The sequence below is a fragment of the Streptomyces viridiviolaceus genome, from assembly GCF_014650995.1.
In the GTDB taxonomy this organism is placed as follows: Bacteria; Actinomycetota; Actinomycetes; order Streptomycetales; family Streptomycetaceae; genus Streptomyces; species Streptomyces viridiviolaceus.
The window spans coordinates 26,156-47,137 of record NZ_BMWA01000011.1; the positions used below are offsets into that span (position 1 = coordinate 26,156).

The 20,982-nt window shown below is 71.9% G+C and carries 23 protein-coding genes; 13 read left to right on the forward strand and 10 right to left on the reverse strand.

The annotated features are described in order from the left end of the window. Nucleotides 1-129: 129 nt before the first annotated feature. Nucleotides 130-990, reverse strand: coding sequence for a dihydropteroate synthase (gene folP / locus IE260_RS17295; protein ID WP_189873252.1), 861 nt, complete (start codon nucleotides 988-990; stop codon nucleotides 130-132). A gap of 126 nt (nucleotides 991-1,116) precedes the next feature. On the opposite strand from folP, the gene IE260_RS17300 reads away from it, so the two are divergent. Further along, a complete protein-coding gene (locus IE260_RS17300; RefSeq protein ID WP_189873254.1) occupies nucleotides 1,117-1,470 on the forward strand; it encodes a DivIVA domain-containing protein in 354 nt (117 codons plus the stop codon). Continuing rightward, nucleotides 1,467-2,051, forward strand: a complete 585-nt coding sequence (locus IE260_RS17305) for a DNA-3-methyladenine glycosylase I (protein ID WP_189872800.1) — start codon at nucleotides 1,467-1,469, stop codon at nucleotides 2,049-2,051. Before IE260_RS17300 ends, IE260_RS17305 begins: the two co-directional genes overlap by 4 nt. 30 nt (nucleotides 2,052-2,081) lie before the next feature. Here IE260_RS17305 and chcB read toward each other — a convergent pair whose 3' ends face one another. Then, the gene (gene chcB, locus IE260_RS17310; protein ID WP_465270556.1) at nucleotides 2,082-2,891 is read right to left on the reverse strand and encodes a 2-cyclohexenylcarbonyl CoA isomerase; all 810 of its coding nucleotides are present in this window, start codon (nucleotides 2,889-2,891) and stop codon (nucleotides 2,082-2,084) included. A gap of 369 nt (nucleotides 2,892-3,260) precedes the next feature. Between chcB and IE260_RS17315 the strand changes: the two genes are divergently transcribed. Beyond that, nucleotides 3,261-3,428, forward strand: a complete 168-nt coding sequence (locus tag IE260_RS17315) for a DUF3117 domain-containing protein (RefSeq protein ID WP_003966491.1) — start codon at nucleotides 3,261-3,263, stop codon at nucleotides 3,426-3,428. Nucleotides 3,429-3,588: 160 nt separating this feature from the next. Here IE260_RS17315 and IE260_RS17320 read toward each other — a convergent pair whose 3' ends face one another. Further along, entirely contained in the window at nucleotides 3,589-4,287 is a 699-nt protein-coding gene (locus IE260_RS17320; protein ID WP_308434672.1) for an O-methyltransferase, read from the reverse strand. Between the two features lie 266 nt (nucleotides 4,288-4,553). On the opposite strand from IE260_RS17320, the gene sigE reads away from it, so the two are divergent. The 5 genes from sigE (at nucleotide 4,554) to IE260_RS17345 (ending at nucleotide 9,769) form a co-directional block, all read left to right on the forward strand. Then, nucleotides 4,554-5,225 (forward strand): RNA polymerase sigma factor SigE, encoded by a 672-nt coding sequence (sigE, locus tag IE260_RS17325; RefSeq protein ID WP_189872804.1) that lies wholly within the window; start codon nucleotides 4,554-4,556, stop codon nucleotides 5,223-5,225. Next, nucleotides 5,222-6,226: an anti-sigma factor family protein gene (locus tag IE260_RS17330; RefSeq protein ID WP_189872806.1), complete on the forward strand. Its 1,005-nt coding sequence runs from the start codon at nucleotides 5,222-5,224 to the stop codon at nucleotides 6,224-6,226. Before sigE ends, IE260_RS17330 begins: the two co-directional genes overlap by 4 nt. A 118-nt stretch (nucleotides 6,227-6,344) precedes the next feature. Continuing rightward, a complete protein-coding gene (locus tag IE260_RS17335; protein WP_189872808.1) occupies nucleotides 6,345-8,243 on the forward strand; it encodes a trypsin-like peptidase domain-containing protein in 1,899 nt (632 codons plus the stop codon). Between the two features lie 149 nt (nucleotides 8,244-8,392). Then, complete coding sequence (locus IE260_RS17340) at nucleotides 8,393-8,845, forward strand: sec-independent translocase (protein WP_189872810.1); 453 nt, start codon at nucleotides 8,393-8,395, stop codon at nucleotides 8,843-8,845. Nucleotides 8,846-9,097: 252 nt separating this feature from the next. After that, the gene (locus IE260_RS17345) at nucleotides 9,098-9,769 is read left to right on the forward strand and encodes a hypothetical protein (protein ID WP_189872812.1); all 672 of its coding nucleotides are present in this window, start codon (nucleotides 9,098-9,100) and stop codon (nucleotides 9,767-9,769) included. Between the two features lie 60 nt (nucleotides 9,770-9,829). On the opposite strand, the gene IE260_RS17350 is transcribed toward IE260_RS17345, so the two are convergent. Genes IE260_RS17350 through IE260_RS17360 form a run of 3 tightly spaced genes read right to left on the reverse strand, consistent with a single transcriptional unit; the run spans nucleotide 9,830 to nucleotide 12,940 of the window. Further along, nucleotides 9,830-10,963: an Mrp/NBP35 family ATP-binding protein gene (locus tag IE260_RS17350; protein WP_189872814.1), complete on the reverse strand. Its 1,134-nt coding sequence runs from the start codon at nucleotides 10,961-10,963 to the stop codon at nucleotides 9,830-9,832. 44 nt (nucleotides 10,964-11,007) lie between these two features. Further along, complete coding sequence (locus tag IE260_RS17355) at nucleotides 11,008-11,610, reverse strand: DUF1003 domain-containing protein (protein WP_189872816.1); 603 nt, start codon at nucleotides 11,608-11,610, stop codon at nucleotides 11,008-11,010. Then, a complete protein-coding gene (locus IE260_RS17360; protein WP_189872819.1) occupies nucleotides 11,600-12,940 on the reverse strand; it encodes a magnesium transporter MgtE N-terminal domain-containing protein in 1,341 nt (446 codons plus the stop codon). The genes IE260_RS17355 and IE260_RS17360 overlap by 11 nt, the downstream gene beginning before the upstream one ends. Before the next feature lie 201 nt (nucleotides 12,941-13,141). Between IE260_RS17360 and IE260_RS17365 the strand changes: the two genes are divergently transcribed. After that, a complete protein-coding gene (locus IE260_RS17365; protein WP_189872821.1) occupies nucleotides 13,142-13,879 on the forward strand; it encodes a hypothetical protein in 738 nt (245 codons plus the stop codon). 191 nt (nucleotides 13,880-14,070) lie between these two features. Here the strand turns inward: IE260_RS17365 and IE260_RS17370 are convergent, their stop codons facing one another. Next, nucleotides 14,071-14,583, reverse strand: a complete 513-nt coding sequence (locus IE260_RS17370) for a hypothetical protein (RefSeq protein ID WP_189872823.1) — start codon at nucleotides 14,581-14,583, stop codon at nucleotides 14,071-14,073. A 23-nt stretch (nucleotides 14,584-14,606) separates the two neighbouring features. After that, complete coding sequence (locus tag IE260_RS17375) at nucleotides 14,607-15,722, reverse strand: magnesium and cobalt transport protein CorA (RefSeq protein WP_189872825.1); 1,116 nt, start codon at nucleotides 15,720-15,722, stop codon at nucleotides 14,607-14,609. A 516-nt stretch (nucleotides 15,723-16,238) separates the two neighbouring features. Here IE260_RS17375 and IE260_RS17380 point away from each other — a divergent pair. Next, nucleotides 16,239-16,835 (forward strand): suppressor of fused domain protein, encoded by a 597-nt coding sequence (locus IE260_RS17380; protein WP_189872827.1) that lies wholly within the window; start codon nucleotides 16,239-16,241, stop codon nucleotides 16,833-16,835. A gap of 54 nt (nucleotides 16,836-16,889) precedes the next feature. On the opposite strand, the gene IE260_RS17385 is transcribed toward IE260_RS17380, so the two are convergent. Further along, the gene (locus IE260_RS17385) at nucleotides 16,890-18,149 is read right to left on the reverse strand and encodes an MFS transporter (RefSeq protein WP_189872828.1); all 1,260 of its coding nucleotides are present in this window, start codon (nucleotides 18,147-18,149) and stop codon (nucleotides 16,890-16,892) included. 169 nt (nucleotides 18,150-18,318) lie between these two features. On the opposite strand from IE260_RS17385, the gene IE260_RS17390 reads away from it, so the two are divergent. The 3 genes from IE260_RS17390 to IE260_RS17400 all read left to right on the forward strand — a co-directional run bounded on the left by IE260_RS17390 (nucleotide 18,319) and on the right by IE260_RS17400 (nucleotide 20,629). Beyond that, entirely contained in the window at nucleotides 18,319-18,960 is a 642-nt protein-coding gene (locus IE260_RS17390) for a DUF6758 family protein (protein WP_189872830.1), read from the forward strand. A gap of 130 nt (nucleotides 18,961-19,090) precedes the next feature. Then, nucleotides 19,091-19,948, forward strand: coding sequence for a PHP domain-containing protein (locus IE260_RS17395; protein WP_189873258.1), 858 nt, complete (start codon nucleotides 19,091-19,093; stop codon nucleotides 19,946-19,948). A gap of 75 nt (nucleotides 19,949-20,023) precedes the next feature. Further along, entirely contained in the window at nucleotides 20,024-20,629 is a 606-nt protein-coding gene (locus IE260_RS17400) for a MarC family protein (RefSeq protein ID WP_188180274.1), read from the forward strand. A gap of 74 nt (nucleotides 20,630-20,703) precedes the next feature. Here IE260_RS17400 and IE260_RS17405 read toward each other — a convergent pair whose 3' ends face one another. Continuing rightward, on the reverse strand, nucleotides 20,704-20,856 hold the full coding sequence (locus IE260_RS17405) for a DUF8834 family protein (protein ID WP_129801357.1): 153 nt from the start codon (nucleotides 20,854-20,856) through the stop codon (nucleotides 20,704-20,706). Nucleotides 20,857-20,982: the final 126 nt, after the last annotated feature.

Here is a 20,982-nt window from a genome sequence, read left to right on the forward strand (position 1 = left end):
GGGCCCGGGGTGGAGCCCCGGGTGGGGTGGAAGGGGCAAAGCCCCTGGGGACGCGAACGGGTAGGGGCGGCGGGGGCGAGGAACCCCGCCCGCCCGACGGCCGCCGCCGAACCCGCCCCCCAGCCGGGCCTAGGCCAACCCCCGGCGCGCCACCGCCGGCGCCCGGTGCCCGGCGATCGACGCCACCATGTCCAGCACCTGCCGCGTCTCCGCCACCTCGTGCACGCGGTACACCTGCGCCCCCAGCCACGCCGACACCGCCGTCGTGGCCAGCGTCCCGAGCACCCGTTCCTTCACCGGCTTGTCCAACGTCTCTCCGACGAAGTCCTTGTTGGACAGCGACACCAGCACCGGCCACCCGGTGTCCACCATCTCCCCGAGCCGCCGCGTCGCCTCCAGGCTGTGCCGGGTGTTCTTCCCGAAGTCGTGCCCGGGATCGATCAGCACCGACTCCCGCGGCACCCCCACCGCCACCGCCCGCTCGGCCAGCCCCAGCGTCACGTCCAGGATGTCGGCCATGACGTCGTCGTACGTCACCCGGTGCGGCCGCGTCCGCGGCTCCGCGCCGCCCGCGTGCGTGCACACCAGCCCCACCCCGTACCGCCCCGCGACCTCGGCGAGCTTCGGGTCGACGCCGCCCCACGCGTCGTTCAGCAGATCCGCCCCCGCCTCGCACACGGCCTCGCCGACGTCGTGCCGCCAGGTGTCCACGCTGATCACGACGTCCGGGAACCTGCGCCGCACCTCCGCGACGAAGCCGACGGTCCGCCGCGCCTCCTCCTCGGCCGACACCTCCTCGCCCGGCCCGGCCTTCACGCCGCCGATGTCGATGATCGCGGCCCCGTCGGCCACCGCCTGCTCCACGCGGGCGAGCGCCGGTTCGTCGCGGAAGGTGGCCCCCTGGTCGTAGAAGGAGTCCGGGGTCCGGTTCACGATCGCCATGATCACCGGCTCGTGCGCCTCGAATTCGCGCCTGCCCAGCCTGAGCATCCCCTGTGACCTCTCCTCGTCCGTACCGCACACGTCCCGCTCCTCGGGCGCCTGCGACCCTAACTGTCAGACTCGCATGGCACGATCGGACCGACACACCCGACTCCGACCATGGGGGCCCCAGCGATGGTCATGTTCCTGTTCCTCGTCGTCGCACTCGCCGTCGTGGTCGCCGCGGTGACCCTCGCCGTCGTCGGCGGCGGTGACAGCACCCCGCTGCCCGAGGCCGCCCCCGAGCGACTGCGGGACTCCCTGCCCCCCGACCGCCCGGTGGGCCGTGCCGACGTGGAGAACCTCCGCTTCCCGCTCACCGTCCGCGGGTACCGCATGGCGGACGTCGACGACGCCCTCGGCCGCCTCGGCGCCGAACTCGCCGAGCGCGACGCCCGCATCGCCGACCTGGAGTCCGCGCTGGCGGGCGCACGTTCCGCCGCCCACCAGGTCTCCATGGAGAAGCCCGAGCAGGAGGAGCAGCAGTGAGCGCGGGAGAGGCCGTGGCCGGCCCGGACGGCGCGCCCCGCTGCCCCTGGGCCCTGTCCACGACGGACTACGTGTCGTACCACGACGAGGAGTGGGGCCGCCCGGTCCACGGCGACGACGCCCTGTACGAACGCCTCAGCCTGGAGGCGTTCCAGTCCGGTCTGTCCTGGATCACCATCCTGCGCCGCCGCCCCGGCTTCCGTGCCGCCTTCGCGGACTTCAAGATCGCCTCGGTGGCGGTCTTCACCGACGAGGACCGCGAGCGCCTGCTCGCCGACGCCGGCATCATCCGCAACCGCGCCAAGATCGACGCGACCCTCGCCAACGCGCGGGTGCTCGCCGAGTGGGACCCGGGCGCGCTGGACGAGCTGATCTGGTCCCACGCACCGGACCCGGCCGGACGTCCGGTCCCGAAGACCCTCGCCGACGTCCCGGCCGTCACGCCCGAGTCCACGGCCCTGTCGAAAGCCCTCAAGAAGCGCGGCCTGCGCTTCGTCGGCCCCACGACGGCGTACGCCCTGATGCAGGCCTGCGGCCTGGTCGACGACCACCTGGCCGGGTGCGTGGCGCGGCGGGCCTGAGCGGAGCCCGGCCCGCCGCGCCAGGCGCGCTCAGCGCCCGAGGTACTTGGGCTTCTCCTTGTTGACGAAAGCCTGCACCGCGATCGCGTGGTCCGCGGAGGAGCCCGCCCGCGACTGCAGCTCGTCCTCCTTCTCCAGCGTCTCGGAGAGGGAGTGCGCCAGCCCGTACGCCATGGCCTCCTTGATCGCCGCGTACGCCACCGTCGGCCCCTGGGCCAGCGCCCGCGCCGTCTGCTCGGCCTCGCCGCGCAGGTCGGCGGCCGGGACGACACGGTTGGCGATGCCCAGGTCGTGCGCCTCCAGCGCGCCGATGCTGCGTGGGAAGAGCAGCAGGTCGGTGGCGCGCCCCGGGCCGACGACCCGCGGCAGCGTCCAGGAGATGCCCGAGTCCGCGGTCAGGGCGACGCCCGCGAACGAGGTGTTGAAGGACGCCGTGTCCGCGACGATCCGGTAGTCCGCCGCGAGCGCGAACCCGAAGCCCGCCCCCGCCGCCACCCCGTTCACGGCGGCGACCACCGGCTTGGGTGCCTCGGCCAGGGCCCGCACGATCGGGTTGTAGTGCTCGGACACCGTGCTCATGGTCTGGTCCGAGCCGGTCTCCCGGTCGGCGGCCAGCAGCCCGATGTGCTCCTTCAGGTCCTGGCCGACGCAGAACGCCCGCTCCCCGGCGGCGGTCAGCAGCACCGCCCGCACGGCGTCGTCCGCCGCCGCGGACCGCACCGCGTCCCGGAGCGCGACCTTGGTCTCGATGTTCAGCGCGTTCATCGCCTCGGGGCGGTTCAGCGTGATCGTCGCGAGCCCGTCGCTCACCTCGTAGAGCACGGTGTCGGCCATGGGTATCCCCTCCGTGTCGCGGCTGGGGGACGTACCCCTCGGTACGTCCCGTGTCTGCAGGACAGCATGACGGAGATCACCGACGGCGGACCGCTCCGGAGGTGTGACCTGCGTCAAAGAATTCCGGTCCGTATCCATTCGGCGGAAGTGGGTGTGGGCGCGCAGTATCGCAGTCCCCTCGCCGAATTGAGTGGTTTTGCTCGCGCGCGTTGCCCAAGCGATGCCGACCGATGTTGGTCATCGGGTCCTGCGATGCGGGATAATGGCTGGGAAGCAATGTGTTCGATGCCGGTGTCGTGCGTCCATGCCGGACCGCGCGTGCCCTCAAGGGCCGTCGGCTTTGACGGTGAGCTGGTATCAGGAAGGGGAACGAGCATGGCGGCCATGAAGCCGCGGACGGGCGATGGCCCGCTCGAGGTGACCAAGGAGGGGCGGGGCATCGTCATGCGCGTTCCGCTCGAAGGCGGCGGTCGACTCGTCGTCGAGCTGACCCCTGACGAGGCCGACGCGCTCGGCGACGCCCTCAAGAAGGTCGTCGGCTGACGCGCAAGCGACCATACCCGTTCAGTCGCCCCGGTGCCCACGCGGTGCCGGGGCGACTGTTCTTTCACGGACGCCGCCGAAGCGTTCGCCGGGTGATCCCGGCCGGTCGGCCACCCTTCGACCGCGCGCCGGTCGCCGGTCACCGGTTCACCGAGCCCGGCTACCGCTTCACCGCGCACAACAGGCCGTCGCCCACCGGAAGCAGCGACGGCACCAGTTCCTGACTCTCCCGCACCGTGCGCAGCAACTCCCGCAGCCGCAGCACCTCGGTGGGCTGCGGTCCGGAGTCGACGGTCCGGCCGGCGGCGAAGACGCCCTCGAAGACGACCAGCCCTCCGGGGCGCAGCAGGCGCAACGATTCGGCTAGGTAGTCCTGATACTCCAGCCGGTCGCCGTCGCAGAAGACGAGGTCGTAGCCGGCGTCCGCGAGCCGGGGCAGGACGTCGAGGGCACGGCCGGGGATGAAACGGGCCCGGTTGCTGGCGAAGCCCGCGGCCCGGAAGGCCTGGCGGGCGAACTGCTGGTGCTCCGGTTCCGGGTCGACCGTGGTCAGGACACCGTCCGGGCGCATGCCGTGCAGCAGATGGATCCCGGAGACACCGCAGCCCGTGCCGATCTCCGCGACCGCCTTGGCGTCCACGGCGGCGGCGAGCAGTCCCAGCGCGGAGCCCGTGCCGGGCGTCACCGAGCGCAGGCCCGCCTCACGGGCCCGGTCGCGGGCCCAGCGCAGCGCGTCGTCCTCGGCGACATAGGCGTCGGCGAACGCCCAGCTCGTCTGCCGGTTGCCGGTAATGACCCTCTCCTGTCCCCGTCGTTGCCTCGGCGTGACTGTATCCGTTGGCGTCGGGAACCCGCTGATGGGACCGGTCGTTTGGAAAGACGATGGAGCGGTCGTGGCGGCGACGGGGGCAGCGGATGGACGGGAACGCCGAGCAAGTGCTGACGCAGTCGTACGACCCCAGATCAAATTCTCGTAAAACCGCTTATCCGGAGCTAACGGGCGAGGTGGCTATGGTAGGGGCTCCACTGGACACCACCAGAGCCGACAGGGGAGGTGCGGCCGCGCCCGTGGATCGTCGAGGAGTGCTCCGGCGCTTCCTCGGATCGGCGGGCAGGCCGAAATCCGTGAACGACACCGCTGCTGACCACAGCCCCGCCGACGGCCCCGCCGCCGGCCACGCCCAGACCGCGACCTTCTCCACCGACGCGGACGGGCAGGCGTGGACTCCGCCCACCTGGGAGGAGATCGTCAGCACCCACAGCGGCCGGGTCTACCGCCTCGCCTACCGCCTCACCGGCAACCAGCACGACGCCGAGGACCTCACCCAGGAGGTCTTCGTCCGCGTCTTCCGCTCCCTGTCGACCTACACGCCGGGCACCTTCGAGGGCTGGCTGCACCGCATCACGACCAACCTCTTCCTGGACATGGTCCGCCGCAAGCAGCGCATCCGCTTCGACGCGCTCGGCGAGGACGCGGCCGAGCGGCTGCCCAGCAAGGAGCCCACCCCGCAGCAGGTCTTCCACGACGCCCACTTCGACGCGGACGTCCAGCAGGCGCTGGACACCCTCGCGCCCGAGTTCCGCGCCGCCGTCGTCCTGTGCGACATCGAGGGCCTCTCCTACGAGGAGATCGCCGCGACCCTCGGCGTCAAGCTCGGCACGGTCCGCTCCCGCATCCACCGCGGCCGCTCCCAGCTGCGCAAGGCTCTCGCGCACCGCTCACCTCAGGCGCGCGCCGAGCGCCGCTCCTTCGCGGCCCGTGTTCCCGCTCTGAGAGGAGGGGGCGCGAGCGCGTGAGCGAGTCACGGCCGAAATCCGAGGGACACCTCGCAGAGCAGCATCTGGGAGACCGACTCTCCGCCCTGGTGGACGGAGAGCTCGGTCATGACACGCGCGAGCGCGTGCTGGCGCACGTGGCCACCTGTCCGAAGTGCAAGGCCGAGGTGGACGCACAGCGCCGGTTGAAGAACGTCTTCGCGGAAGCCGCCCCGCCCGCTCCCTCCGAGAGCTTCCTGGCCCGTCTCCAGGGGCTTCCCGGGGGAGGCGACCCGGACGGCGGCCCACCGCTGGGCGGCGGAGGATTCTCCGACGGCCTCTCGGGCCGGTTCGGGGCGTCCGGGGCCTTCGGGACCAAGCGGAGCGAGCGCTTCGAGTTCGGCTACGTCCCCGCCCGGACGCACGCGTCCGTCCTGCCGCCCTCTTCGCAGAACCGGGGCTTCCGGATCCATGACGTGGGCCGGCACGACTCCGAGCGGTCGGCCTCCCGCGGACTGCGGTTCGCGTTCGCCGCCGCCGGAGCGGTGTCGCTGGCCGCCATCGCGCTGGGCGGTGTCACCGTCGGCATGCCGGACACCAGCACCGAGGCCCGCGGAGGTTCCGGGTCCGGGAGCAACGTGACGCCGACGCGCCCCCAGGGCACGGGAGCGGCCACGGTCCCCGAGAGCCAGCGCCGCCGCTCGGCGGGACCACTGCTCGGACAGGCCCAGGGCCAGCGGTCGCTCGGTGACACCCCGCTGGCCCCGACGGCGGTCTCGGCGCCGCTGCTGCCCGGGCTGCCGTCTCCCGCCGCGGCCGAGGAGCAGGCCGTGCGCGCGCTGACCACGCCCATGATGGCGGGCGCCGCCGCCATGTCCCCGTTGATACGTCCGCTCGACGCCGTCCCGCCGCTCGCCCTCACCGCCTGGTCGTCGGTGCCCCGGATCGCGCCGCCCGGTCTGCTCGCGGCACCCGTCCCCGACCCGGCGTCGTCCCCCTCGCCCTCGGTGAGTTCCGGCGCGTCCTCCCGTCCGGCACCCTGACCGAGATCTGCGCGCCGGCCCGCGAACCTGATTGAATCCGGTTGGCGCCGGAGCCTTTGGAGTCGACGATCTGCGGTCACCGCCGACGAGCCGTGCCGCGGTCAGGTGTGGGGAGAACATGAACGAGGGGAAGCCCACGAAGGCGAAGTGGTGGGGCCGTCCACGCCCGTCGGCGGAGACGGCGTCCACCGGCGTTCCGGACGGGGCAGCGGCACCGGCGGGCGCGGGCGCGACCGACGGCGACTTCGAGCTGGAACGGCCCCGCGCCGACCGTGTCCCGGCGCCGGCCGAGGACGGCGGAGGCGACTTCGAGCTGGAGCGCCCCACGCCGCCCCGGACGGCCGACGCGGGCGACCACGACGGTGACTACGAGCTGGACCGGCCGACGGCACAGACCGCCGCGCGCCCGGACACCGGCGCCGACGACGCGAGCGGGACCGACGGGCCGACCAGCGCCGAGGAGGCCGCCGGTGCCGCCGACGCGGTGCCCGTGCCGCCGCCCGCTGTCCCGGCCGACGAGCGCCCCCGCCCCCTGCACGACCCCGACCCGTACGGCACCCCGCCGTACGGCGAGCCGGGCCCCTGGGCCCCCGCGCCGCCCGTCCAGCACCCGGCGGCCACCCCGGCGCACGGCACGGCCGTAGCGGCGGCCACCCCGGCGTCCGTGGCGACGGCGCCCGGCGCCCCCGTACCCCCGGCGTCCACCGCGCAGGCCGCGGGGGCACCCGTGCCGCCCGCCCCGCCCGGCGCCGCCGCGCCCGTTCCTTCGCTCGCCGACGCTCCGCCTCCCGTACCCGCTCCCGCCGCCGACCCCTGGCGGCGCTACGACCCCTGGGCGGCCGCGGCCGCCGCCGAGCCCCTCCAGCAGAACGGGGCGGCCGTCGTGACCCGGGAGCAGCGGCGCAGACGGGCGAAGAAGGTGATCGTCGGCGGGGCCCTGCTGATCGCCCTCGTCTCCGGGGGCGTCGGCGGTGCCGTCGGGGCGTATCTGGAGCGCAACGGCGGCGTGGGGACCGTGGAACTGCCGCAGGCCGGCAGCGAATCGGCCGACCGGGCCCCGGACAGCGTGGCCGGGATCGCCGCCCGGGCCCTGCCCAGCGTCGTGACACTCCACGTGAGCGGAAGCGACGCATCGGGCACCGGCACCGGCTTCGTACTCGACGGCCAGGGCCACATCCTGACGAACAATCACGTGGTGGAACCCGCCGGAAGCGGCGGCGAGATATCCGTCACCTTCAACAGCGGCGACACCGCCAAGGCCACGGTCGTCGGGCGTGACAGCGGCTACGACCTCGCCGTGGTCGAGGTGAGCGGAGTGCGGGGCCTCACCCCGATGCCCCTCGGCAACTCCGACAACGTGCGGGTGGGCGACCCGGTCGTCGCCATCGGCGCCCCCTTCGACCTGGCGGGGACGGTCACCTCCGGCATCATCAGCGCCAAGGAACGGCCCATCACGGCGGGCGGCGAGGAGGGCGACGGCAGCGACGTGAGCTACGTCGACGCGCTGCAGACCGACGCGCCCATCAACCCCGGCAACTCCGGCGGGCCCCTCCTGGACTCCCGGGGCCGGGTCATCGGCATCAACTCCGCGATCCGGTCGGCCGACGGCGGCGGTACCGAGTCGGAGGGCGGCCAGGCCGGCTCGATAGGTCTCGGTTTCGCCATCCCCATCAACCAGGGCAAGCGCGTCGCCGAGGAACTGATCAACACGGGCAAGGCCACCCACCCCGTGATCGGCATCACCCTCGACATGAACTACACCGGCGACGGCGCCCGCGTCGGCACCAAGGGCAGCGACGGCGGACCCCCGGTCACCTCGGGCGGTCCCGGTGCCGAGGCAGGCATCGAGGCGGGCGACGTGATCACCGAGGTCGACGGCCAGCGTGTGCACTCCGGCGAGGAACTCATCGTCAAGACCCGTGCCCACCGCCCCGGCGACCGACTGGAACTGACGCTGGAGCGCGACGGCAAGGAGACGAAGGTCTCACTGGTGCTGGGCTCCTCCGACGGCGGCTGAACGGCACGCACAGGCCCCCACAAGGCACCAGGAAGGCAAACAATCCGGAAAGCGGCCGCATACACGCATTCGGAGGTCACGGGACGGTACCGGTGGGACGGGATCGCCGGGTACCGTGGATCCGGCCCGGACATCCCAAGGAGCTTCAGGTGTTCAATGACATAGGACCTCTCGAGCTGGTGACTCTCGTCGTTCTCGCCGTGCTCGTCTTCGGTCCGGACAAGCTCCCCAAGGTCATCCAGGACGTGACGCGGACGATCCGGAAGATCCGGGAGTTCTCGGAGAGCGCCAAGCAGGACATCCGGGAGGAGCTCGGACCCGAGTTCAAGGACTTCGAGTTCGAGGACCTCAACCCCAAGACCTTCATCCGCAAGCAGTTGGACAACGACGAGCTCGGGTTGAAGGAGATCCGCAACGGCTTCGACCTGAAGAAGGAGATGGCCGAGGTCACCGACGCGGTGCACGGCCGGGAGTCCGAGGCGTCGTCCTCCTCCGGCGCCACCGGTTCCGCGGCCTCCTCCGGCGGTCGTGTCGACATGTCCAAGAAGCCCGAGGACACCGACCGCGGCGACCGTCCGCCCTTCGACGCGGACGCCACCTGAGCCCCGCCCGGGAGCTGCCGTACGGCAGGGTGCCCGCCCCGCGTCGTACGTGACGCGTCTCATACCCCGGCCCGGTCGCACACGGCCTGAAGGCGCCTCCGGTGCGACCCACGCGCCGGGCGCTTTCCATGCTGCCCCGAGCGGGGTGGCTATGCTGCCGAGTTGTTGCGCGGACCGTACGTGAACCAGCAACGCCGCCCGAAGGGGGGCGGGCCGTTCCGGTCCGACGAGAGCGAGGAGGCGTCCGGGCACATGGAGACGACGAGTCGGGCAGTCGCGCAGGCGTCGGCCGCGGAGGGCGGACAACCGTCCCCCTCCGCCCGGCGTACGGTCGACGGCTACCTGCGTGCGCCCTTCCCGTGGTACGGCCTCGACGAGGCGTTCACGGGGCGGCGCTGGCTGATGCAGGTCGGCACCGCGGCCGACGAGGCCGTGGAACACGGCTCGTTGGGGCACGGTGACGAACCGTCCGTGCGCAACGAGCACGTGGCGGGCGACGAGCAGGACGCCAAGGAGAAGTTCGCGGTCGTCGTGACCGTCGCGGCCAACCCCGTACGGCGCAGCGCGGACGGCACGGGCGTGCTGGAGGCGACGTCGGTGTCCTCGGCGGCCTGGCTCGCCGGTGTGGGCCTGCTGTCCTTCACCTGGCCCGGCCAGATGGACCACTCCCTGCGCGACGACTGGCTGGAGCAGCAGACCGAGACCGCGTGGGTGCTCGCCGACGACCTCGACGGAGCGGACTGGTCGACGCTCTCGCTGCCCGTGGACGGCGTGCCGACGTCCTTCCACTACCGGGAGTCCGAGTTCGGCTGGGTCCTCGCCGGCTCCACCGAGCAGGGCGTCCACCTGGGCGCCTACGGCAGGGGCATGAGCGCGTACGGGCTGGGGTTCGCCGTGGTCAAGGACATCGAGGCGTACTCGTAGGGCATGCCACGGCACCGGGGCGCCGTCCGCCGGGACGGCGCCCCGATGCCGTGCGGGAGCTCAGAACTTGTTGCGCGGCGTGATGCCCAGCGACAGGCCCGACAGCCCGCGCTGACGCCCGCCGAGCTTGCCGGCGATCGAGCGCAGGGCCGCGCCGGCCGGGGACTCCGGGTCGGACAGCACCACCGGCCTGCCCTCGTCGCCGCCCTCGCGCAGGCGGACGTCGATCGGGATGGAGCCGAGGACCGGGACCGTCGCACCGGTCGTGCGGGTCAGGCCGTCGGCGACCAGCTGGCCGCCGCCCGTGCCGAAGACGTCGACCATCTCGCCGCAGTGCGGGCAGGGCAGCCCGGACATGTTCTCGACGACGCCGACGATCTTCTGGTGGGTCTGGACGGCGATGGCCCCCGCCCGCTCGGCCACCTCGGCCGCCGCCTGCTGAGGCGTCGTCACGACCAGGATCTCGGCGTTCGGGACCAGCTGGGCCACGGAGATGGCGATGTCGCCGGTGCCGGGCGGCAGGTCGAGCAGCAGGACGTCCAGGTCGCCCCAGTACACGTCCGCCAGGAACTGCTGGAGCGCGCGGTGCAGCATCGGGCCGCGCCAGACGACCGGCGCGTTGCCTGGGGTGAACATGCCGATGGAGATGACCTTCACCCCGTTGGCGGAGGGCGGCATGATCATGTTCTCGACCTGGGTGGGACGCCCGTCGGCGCCGAGCATGCGCGGCACGGAGTGGCCGTAGATGTCGGCGTCGACGACACCGACCTTCAGACCGTCGGCCGCCATCGCCGCCGCCAGGTTGACCGTCACCGAGGACTTGCCGACGCCGCCCTTGCCGGAGGCGACCGCGTAGACCCGGGTCAGGTTGCCCGGCTTGGCGAAGGGGACCTCGCGCTCGGCCTGGCCGCCGCGCAGCGCGGAGGCCAGCTCACGGCGCTGCTCGTCGCTCATGACGTCCAGCGTGACGTCGACGCGCGTGACGCCCTCGACGCGGGAGACCGCCTCGGTCACGCGCTGCGTGATGGTGTCCCTCATGGGGCAGCCCGAGACCGTCAGGTACACGGTGACCGCGACCGCTCCGTCCGCGCCGATCTCCACCGATTTGACCATCCCGAGCTCGGTGATGGGCCGGTTGATCTCGGGGTCGTTCACCGTCGCCAGTGCTTCGCGCACCGCGTCTTCCGTAGCCATAGAGACGATGGTACGGCGCCGCCCACGGGGCTCGGAAAGCCCCGTCAGCGGTCGTGTACGTCACGCCCGCCGGAACGATCTGCCGGGAATACGCCGGGGGTGGGACGGTGGCCGTTCTGCCGCTCCTCCAGCTCCTTGATCACGTCCTGCAGTTCGGAGCGGATCCAGTCCCTCGTCGCGACCTCCCCGAGCCCGATCCGCAGGGCGGCGATCTCCCGGGTCAGGTACTCGGTGTCGGCGATCGACCGCTCGTTCTGCTTGCGGTCCTGCTCCAGGTTGACCCGGTCCCGGTCGTCCTGCCGGTTCTGCGCGAGCAGGATCAGCGGGGCCGCGTAGGAGGCCTGCAGGGACAGCGCCAGCGTCAGGAAGATGAACGGGTACTCGTCGAACCGCAGGCTGCTCGGCACCGACACGTTCCACAGCACCCACACGATGATGACCACCGTCATCCAGACGAGGAACCGCCCGGTGCCGATGAAGCGGGCGATCCGCTCCGACAGCCGGCCGAAGGCCTCCGGGTCCCACTCCGGCAGGATCCGGCGGCGCGGCGGGCGGGGCTGGTCCAGGCGGGGACCGCGGGGACGGGGGGCCGCCGTGGCCCCGGACAGCACGCGCTCGCGGGCCGTCGACTCGCGCTCAGGCACCATCGGGGCTCACCTCCCCGTTCGCCTCGTCGAGGTGGTACTCGGTCTCCCGCCAGTCCTCGGGCAGCATGTGGTCCAGGACGTCGTCCACGGTGATCGCGCCCAGCAGTGACCCGGAGTCGTCGACGACAGGGGCGGCGACCATGTCGTACGTGGCGAAGAACCCGGCGACCACGGGCAGCGCGGCGTCCGGCTCCAAAGGTTGCAGGGCGTCGTCGAGGATCGACCCGACCAGGGTGTACGGGGGGTCCCGCAGCAGGCGCTGGAAATGCACCGTGCCCAGGTACTTGCCGGTCGGGGTCTCCTCCGGCGGGCGGCAGACGTAGATCTGGGCCGCGTGCGCCGGCGAGAGGTCGGGATTGCGGATGCGGGCGAGCGCGTCGGCGACGGTCGCGTCGGGCCGCAGCACGATCGGCTCGGTGGTCATCAGACCGCCCGCCGTGTGCTCCTCGTACGCCATCAGCCGCCGCATGTCGGCCGCGTCGGCGGGCTTCATCAGGCTGAGCAGCCGCTCCTTGTCCGCATCCGGCAGCTCGCCGAGCAGGTCGGCCGCGTCGTCGGGGTCCATGGCCTCCAGGACGTCGGCGGCGCGCTCCTCCGCCAGCTTGCCGAAGATCTCGATCTGGTCGTCCTCCGGCAGCTCCTCCAGCACGTCCGCGAGGCGGTCGTCGTCGAGGGCGGCGGCGACCTCGGCGCGGCGCTTGGCGGACAGGTGGTGCAGGACGTTGGCCAGGTCGGCGGGACGCAGCTGTTCGAAGGTGGCGAGCAGGTTCTCGGCGCCCTGCCCGTGCTCCTCCAGGGAGAAGCCGGTGACGCCGGACCACTCCACGGTCAGTGTCTCGCCCCCGCGTCGCCCGCCACCACCCTTCCAGGGAAGCGCTACGCGCCCTTTCTCATCGCGGCGGAAGGCACCGCCCTTGCGGCCCTTGCGCACGAACACCCGGTCGATCTCCCAGTCCCGGCGGGCCGGCAGCTGCTGGACGGCCAGGTCGAGTACGGTCACCTGCTCGCCGGTCTCGACGAGCGTGACGCGCCGGTCGAGCAGCTCACCGAAGACGAGGCGCTCGGTGGGCCGCTGCTCGAACCGCCGGACGTTGAGCACACCGGTCGTGATGACCTGGCCGGACTCGATGCCGGTGACACGGGTCATGGGCAGGAAGATCCGTCGGCGGGTGGCGAGTTCGACGACCAGGCCGAGCAGGCGCGGGGGCTTGTTGCCGACGCGGAGCATGACGACCAGATCGCGGACACGCCCCACCTGGTCGCCGGCCGGGTCGAAGACGGCGATGCCGGAGAGGTGCGAGACGAAGATCCGGGGGGCGCCCGCTGCCATGGCCGCGGCTCCTTTTCGTAAGGCGTGTTTCGTACTGTGTCTCTTTTCCGAATTGCCCGCTCGGACGGCCTTCAGGCTAGCCCGTCCCGAAGGGGATCGCTCCGACGGCCGGTCCGGACGGACTGGCTCCGTTCACCGCCTACGGCCCCGGTACGCTGCCGTACGCCGCTTTGGACCTCTGTCAGAAAGGCAGCCCCACCTGTGACCGTGACTCCCCGGCGCCGAACCCGCAGGGCCGCTCTGGTGGGCGCGGTGTGCGCCCTGGCCGTGGCGGGGACGGGGCTGACGGGATGCAGCAGCGAGGACCCCGACGCGGGCACCAACGGGGTCGGGAAACTCCCGCCGGACAAGATCCAGGCCAAGGCCCGCACCGCCGCCGAGGCCGCCGACGCGGTGCGTCTGCACGGCACCGTGGCCGCCGGCGGGAGCACCTACACCCTCGACATGCAGCTCAAGTCGGAGGGCGGCACCGGGTCGGTCGCCGCCGAGGGCACGACGTTCCGGCTGCTCCGTGTCGGGGAGCAGCTCTTCCTCAAGGCCGACGCCGGGTTCTGGAGCCACGACGGCGGCGATGCCGCCGCCGCGGAGAAGCTCGCCGGCAAGTACGTGAAGGTGCCGGAGGGCGACCCCGCGTACAAGAAGTTCAGCGGCTTCACGGACAAGGACGTCCTCCTCGACGGTCTGCTGACCCTGCACGGCACGGTGGAGACCGACGGCCGTCACGAGCAGGGGGGCGTCCGCACCATCCGCATCACCGGCGACAAGGGCTCCGGCGGCTCGCTGGACGTGTCCCTGGAGGGCACGGCGTACCCGCTGCGCCTGGTCCGGGCGGGCAGTGCGGGCACGCTGAGCTTCTCCGACTGGAACAAGGACTTCGAGCTCAAGGAGCCGGCGAAGGACGACACCCTGGACTACGGCAAGCAGCTGCCGACGTCCTAGGACGCGCCGCGAAGTCCCGTCGTCCGCCCGGAGAGCGGGCCCCGCGGCGTCCGGTGCGTGCTCCCGGAGTCCCGGGCGCACGCGCGCACCGGCCGTCCCCCGGGTGTTCGCCGCGGGGCGGCGCCGGAGGGGGCGCCCACCCGCGCGAGCGCGGCCGGGCGTCGTGGGGCGGGTACGGGGGTCCTGCCCCGCTAGCGGCGCTTCCGGCGCTTCATCAGCAGGCGCGGCAGCCCCGCCGGGACCGGCTCACGTGTCGTCGCCGGCGTCGGCAGGGGCGCCTCGGCCAGCGAACCGTCGGGCAGCGGCGCCGTCGCGCCCGTCGGCTCCAGGCGCAGCACCCGGCACTCACGGGCCCAGCGCTCGGTCATCGCCTCGCCGTCCGGGGCGTTCAGACGCTTGCCCTTGAGGTCGGCGACCGCCGCCTGCCACGCCTCCGAGCCGGAGGGCAGCTCCACGACCCGCGCCGTCCAGGAGACCAGCCGGCCCCCTTTGTCCTTGCTGCGCACCGTCACCTCGGCCGTGGCCCCGTCGGTCAGCCCCGGCAGCGGCTGCTCGCCCGGTCCGTCGCCGACGACGCACGCCGCGCCCTCGTGCCAGACGTGCCACAGCGCACGGGCCGGGACCCCGGGCCCCTTGACCCAGATGAGGCCGGACTTCTTGGTGGCCTCCTCGACGAGGGCCTGGTCGAGCAGCTCGCTTGTCATACGGCCAGCCTATCCAGCGCGGCTCACAGCCAGCCGTTGCGCTTGAGCGTGCGGTGGATGCCCAGGCAGATGGCCACGGTGACGCCGATGACCAGCGGGTACCCGTACTTCCAGCGCAGCTCGGGCATGTGGTCGAAGTTCATGCCGTACACCCCGCACACCATCGTCGGTACGGCGATGATCGCGGCCCATGAGGTGATCTTCCGCATGTCCTCGTTCTGCGCGACGGACGCCTGGGCGAGGTTGGCCTGGAGGATGGAGTTCAGCAGCTCGTCGAAGCCGATGACCTGCTCCTGCACCCGGGCCACGTGGTCGGCGACGTCCCGGAAGTACTTCTGGATCTCCGGGTCGATCAGCCGCATCGGCCGCTCGCTGAGCAGCTGCATGGGCCGCAGCAGGGGCGACACCGCCCGCTTGAACTCCAGCACCTCACGCTTGAGTTGGTAGATGCGGCCGGCGTCCGTGCCCCGCGGGGATCCCTTGCGGCCCGGCGAGAACACCTCCGTCTCGACCTCGTCGATGTCGTCCTGCACGGCGTCGGCGACCGCGATGTAGCCGTCCACCACGTGGTCGGCGATGGCGTGCAGCACCGCCGACGGGCCCTTGAGCAGCAGCTCGGGGTCGTCCTGGAGCCGGTGGCGCAGTGCGCGCAGGGAGCCCTGCCCGCCGTGCCGGACCGTGATGAAGAAGTCCCGCCCGGTGAAGCACATGACCTCGCCGGTCTCGACGACCTCGCTGTTGGCGGTGAGTTCGGCGTGGTCGACGTAGTGGACGGTCTTGAAGACAGTGAACAGCGAGTCGTCGTAGCGCTCCAGCTTGGGTCGCTGGTGGGCCTGGACGGCGTCCTCCACGGCCAGCGGGTGCAGCCCGAACTCGCGGGCGATACCGGCGAATTCGTCCTCGGTGGGCTCGTGCAGGCCGATCCACACGAAGCCGCCGTCGCGGCGCACCTGACGCATGGCCTCGTGCGGGCTCAGCGGGGCGTCGGTCTCGACGCGGCGGCCGTCCCGGTAGACGGCGCAGTCGACGACGGCGGAGGTGGTCGCCGGGTCGCGGGTGGTGTCGTAGGTGCCACCGTCCTTGCGCAGTGAGACGCGGGACGGGCGGACCGCGGCGCGCAGGTCACGGATCATCGACATGGCAGGCTCCTTCGCGACGGGCAGCGAACGGCGCCGGCGACGGGTGGAACTACCCGGAATGAGGACGTCCTGGCTACGCGTGTCTGGCGCGTCCACAAAGCGGGGAGCACCGCACCTTCGCGGTGGCGAGCTTCGCTACTGATTCAGCTGCTGATGCAGACCAAGGCAGATCAGACAGATCAGGCAAAACGAGACGAAGTGCTCTTCCGTGTGAAGGCGCAGGCGACGAGAGGCGGCAGCAGGCAGAGCCGGAGCAGCTGCATCAGCGGCCGGAAGAGCGGGTAATACTGCACGGTCGACTTCGGTCCATGACAGCCCCACCTCCTCCGGCCGGTCCCTCGTGAGGGACGATCCATTCCCCTGTTTACAGGGGTTCCCCGTAGGGGAGTGTTCATAGCGTCGGGGCTTGATCCAGACGCTTCTGCGTGCTGCCCCGATCCGCCGACCCAGAGTATCAGCCGCCCGGCGTGTCAAGGTGCCCCTTTGCCGGGTACTGACGAGTTCTATGCTCGCGGCATGGCTGATGTTCTTCCTCTCGTCGAGGCCCGGTTGCGCAGCGCGCTGGGCGAACCGGACGCGCGCGCGGCGGTCACCTTCCTCGGCACCGACCGCATCGAGGTGCTGCGCTTCCCCGGCGGCGGCCCGGAGGGCGACATCGTCCGCTACGCCACCCTCGGCATGTCCGCGCAGCCCATGGCGGACCCCACGGCCGTGCTGGCCGACCCGGTCAAGGGCCCCCGCGCGGAGCTGGTCCTCTCGGTGCGGGCCGGCCTCGCCGACACCGACAAGGTGCTCCGTCCGCTCGCCGTGCTCGCCGCGTCCCCGCAGGTGGAGGGCGTGGTGGTGACCCCGGGCGCCTCCCTGGACGTGGGCGAACCGCTGTGGCCCGGCGCCCCGTTCACCTCGGTCCTGGTGGCCGAGCCGGGCGGACTGGTCGAGGATCTGGAACTCGACGCGCCGCTGGACCCCGTACGGTTCCTGCCGCTGCTGCCGATGACGGCGAACGAGGCCGCCTGGAAGCGGGTGCACGGCGCACCGGCGCTCCAGGAGCGCTGGCTGACGCACGGGACGGACCTGCGGGATCCGTCCCGCAGATCCGTCCCGCTGGACTGAGTGCCGGATGGCGGTCCCGAGTGACGGATCTCACCAACGTCCTGCCGGAGCCGGTCAGTTGGCGAATGCCGAGACCCCGTCCTCGGCACCGTTCTTCGGTTCGAGTTCCTCGGCCATGGGGGTCCCCCCGCTCGAGCGAAGCCGAGAGTGGGGGAGGGTGAGGGCGCGGCGCCGTACGGCGACCACCGCCGCGCCCAGCACCGCGGTGACCGCGGCCACCACGAACGGGATGTGGATGTCGGTCCACTCCTCGATCTTCGGCGCGAAGTAGGGAGCGGCCGCCGCCGCGAACCAGCGCACGAAGTTGTAGCCGGCGCTCGCCACCGGACGCGGCGCGTCGGAGACCCCGAGCGCCAGTTCGGTGTAGACGGTGTTGTTCACGCCGATGAAGGCACCGGAGAGGATCGTGCAGACGATCGCCGTCGTGTGGTCGCCGTATCCGAGCACCAGCACGTCGGCCGCGAGCAGCACCAGTGAGCCGCCGAGCACCTTCAGCGAGCCGAACCTGGCCTGCATGCGCGGGGCCACGACCACCGAGAAGACGGCGAGCAGCACGCCCCAGGCGAAGAACACGGCACCGGACTTGTACGGGGTCATGTTCAGCACGAACGGCGTGAAGGCCAGCACGGTGAAGAACGTGTAGTTGTAGAAGAACGCCGAGACCGCCGCGGAGGCGAGGCCACCGTGGCCGAGGGCCTTGATCGGGTCCAGCAGCGAGGTCTTCCGGGCCGGCTTCGGCTGCTCCTTCAAGAACGCCGCGATGCACAGGAAGCCGACCGCCATCAGGAACGCGGTGCCGAAGAAGGGGTAGCGCCAGCTGGCGTCACCGAGCAGCGCGCCCAGCAGCGGGCCGCAGGCCATGCCGAGGCCGAGCGCGGACTCGTACAGCAGGATCGCCGCGGCGCTGCCGCCGGCCGCCGCGCCGACGATGACCGCCAGCGCCGTCGAGACGAACAGCGCGTTGCCCAGACCCCAGCCGGCCCGGTAGCCGACGAGCTGGCCGACCGTGTCGGAGGTGCCCGCCAGGCCCGCGAAGACCACGACGAACGCGAGGCCGAGCAACAGGGTCTTGCGCCCGCCGATGCGGCTGGAGACGAAGCCGGTGACCAGCATCGCCACGGCGGTGATGAGGAAGTACGAGGTGAAGAGCAGGGAGACCTGGCTCGCGCTCGCGTCCAGGCCCTTGGCGATGGACGGCAGGATCGGGTCGACGAGTCCGATGCCCATGAAGGCGACCACGGACGCGCCGGCGGTCGCCCACACGGCCTTGGGCTGTCGCAGGATGCCGCCTGCCCCCGCGTCGAAGGGGTCCATGCGTGTCTCCAATCCCGACGGAGGTGGGAGTAGATGGTTGGTATATGCACACAGTAAGTTAGGTGGCCTAATTAATGCAACACGCATCTAGTTGTCGCCGGTCAGCCGCTCCGCCCGGATGGGTGATCGTCCTTGACGTGGCGCAGCGGGGGTAGGACCGTGGGGCTCTATGAGGGGCGAACCCAGTTGCCCGAAGTGTGGTGGCCGGGTCAGGGCTCCCGGCCTTTTCGCCGATTCCTGGCAGTGCGATGTGCACGGCGCCGTGTATCCGCTGCAGCCCGTGATCCCGCCCAGCGTCGAGGCCCTCAGCGTCGTGGTGGCCAGGACGCAGGTGCCGGTCTGGATGCCGTGGCCGCTGCCGGTCGGCTGGCTGTTCACCGGCGTGGCCTGCGCGGGTGACGACCGCAGCGGCGGCCGGGCCACAGCGGTGGCGTGCTCGGGACCCGGCCCGCTCGGCGGAGTCGGTGAGCTGATCCTGGTGGCCGAGGAACTCGGCGTCGGCCTCGGCGCGCGGTACGCGGGCATCGACGCCCCCGACCCGGGGCCGTACATGAACGTCGAGAAGCCGCCCCAGGCCAAGGTGCTCGCCGCCGGCCGGCCGACCCCGCTCTGGCATGTCTCCGGCTCCCCCGTCGACCGTGCCGTCTTCGCGGGGGAGGCGTTCGGGATGTGGCTGTGGGCCGTCGTGTGGCCCGAGCAGACGGGCCTGCTGATGTACGACGAACTGGTGCTGACCGACCTGCGGGACGCGGGGGCCGAGGTGGACCTCGTGCCGTGCGGTGCGCTGTCGCCGCGGCTGATCCAGCCGTAGGGGGCCTGATCGCCGAGGGGGGCGAGCGGAGGTAGGGGGCGCAGGGGCGATGCGGGTGTGACAGGGAAGGAAGGAATTCCGGTTATCCTTGAGCGTCCCCGTCCGTCCCGACATGCCTGGAGTCAGCGTCGTGCGCATCGATCTGCACACCCACTCCACGGCGTCCGACGGTACGGACACCCCGGCCCAGCTGGTGCGCAAGGCCGCCGCGGCCGGACTGGACGTCGTCGCGCTGACCGACCACGACACCACCCGCGGGCACGCCGAGGCACTCGCCGCGCTGCCCGAGGGGCTCACGCTGGTGACCGGCGCCGAGCTGTCCTGCCGTATCGACGGCATCAGCATGCACATGCTGGCCTATCTCTTCGACCCGGAGGAGCCGGCCCTGCTCGCCGAGCGCGAGCTGGTCCGCGACGACCGGGTGCCGCGGGCCAAGGGCATGGTCGCCAAGCTCAACGCGCTGGGCGTCCCCGTCACCTGGGAGCAGGTCGCGCGGATCGCCGGCGACGGATCGGTCGGGCGCCCGCACGTGGCCTCCGCCCTCGTCGAACTCGGGGTCGTGCCCACCGTGGGCGACGCCTTCACCAAGGACTGGCTGGCCGACGGCGGCCGGGCCTACGTGGAGAAGCACGAGACCGACCCCTTCGAGGCGATACGGCTGATCAAGGGCGCCGGCGGGGTCGCGGTGTTCGCGCACCCGGCCGCCGCCAAGCGGGGCCGTACGGTGCCGGAGGCCGCCATCGCCGAGATGGCCGCCGCCGGGCTCGACGGCATCGAGGTCGACCACATGGACCACGACGCGGACACGCGGGCACGGCTGCGGGGGACGGCGAAGGAGCTGGGGCTCCTGGTGACCGGGTCCAGCGACTACCACGGCAGCCGGAAGACCTGTGTGCTCGGCGAGTACACGACGGACCCCGAGGTGTACGGGGAGATCACGCGGCGGGCGTTCGGGGCGTTCCCCGTGCCGGGGGCCGGCGGAGCCTGAGGCGCCCCGGTCGCCCGGGGCGCACCGTGCCGCCCTCCCACTTCCGTATCTCCTCGCAAGGCCAGTACGTCACCCATGTTCGACATCGCCGTCTTCGGCTCTCTGTTCCTGACCCTTTTTGTCATCATGGATCCCCCTGGGATCACCCCGATCTTCCTCGCCCTGACCGCCGGCCGGCCCGCCAAGGTGCAGAGGCGCATGGCCTTCCAGGCGGTCTGTGTGGCCGGGGGCGTGATCACCGTGTTCGGTGTGCTCGGTCACCAGATCCTGAACTACCTGCACGTCTCCGTGCCCGCGCTGATGATCGCGGGCGGTCTGCTGCTCCTGCTGATCGCGCTCGACCTGCTCACCGGCAAGACCGACGAGCCGAAGCAGACCAAGGACGTCAACGTCGCGCTGGTCCCGCTGGGCATGCCGCTGCTCGCCGGCCCCGGTGCGATCGTGTCGGTCATCCTGGCGGTGCAGAAGGCCGACAGCGTGACCACGCAGGTGTCGGTGTGGTCGGCGATCCTCGCCATCCACGTGGTGCTGTGGCTGGTGATGCGGTACTCGCTGCTGATCATCCGCGTCATCAAGGACGGCGGCGTGGTCCTGGTGACCCGCCTCGCCGGCATGATGCTGTCCGCGATCGCGGTGCAGCAGATCATCAACGGCGTCACCCAGGTGATCCAGGGCGCATGAGCAGAGCCCCCGCACGGCGACCGGTTCGTCCGGTTCCGTACGGGGGCTCTCAAGCGTATGCGGACGGCTCCGCGTTACGAGGCCGAGGTGTCGGCCGGGCGGATCCACAGCCGCTGCCCGATGGCGGCGGCCTGCTGAACGATACGGTTGACGGAGGCGGCGTCCACGACGGTGGTGTCCACGGGCGTGCCGTCGACGTCGTCGAGTCGCATGATTTCGAAGCGCATGGGCTTCTCCCTTCGTCTGGTCATCCTCCTGAGGAGAACTACTCGATGGATGGCCACGGGGCGTCGGTGTCCCGTGTTCCATGCGTAGTCAACGACATGCGTGTTTCAAACATTCCCTACGCTAAA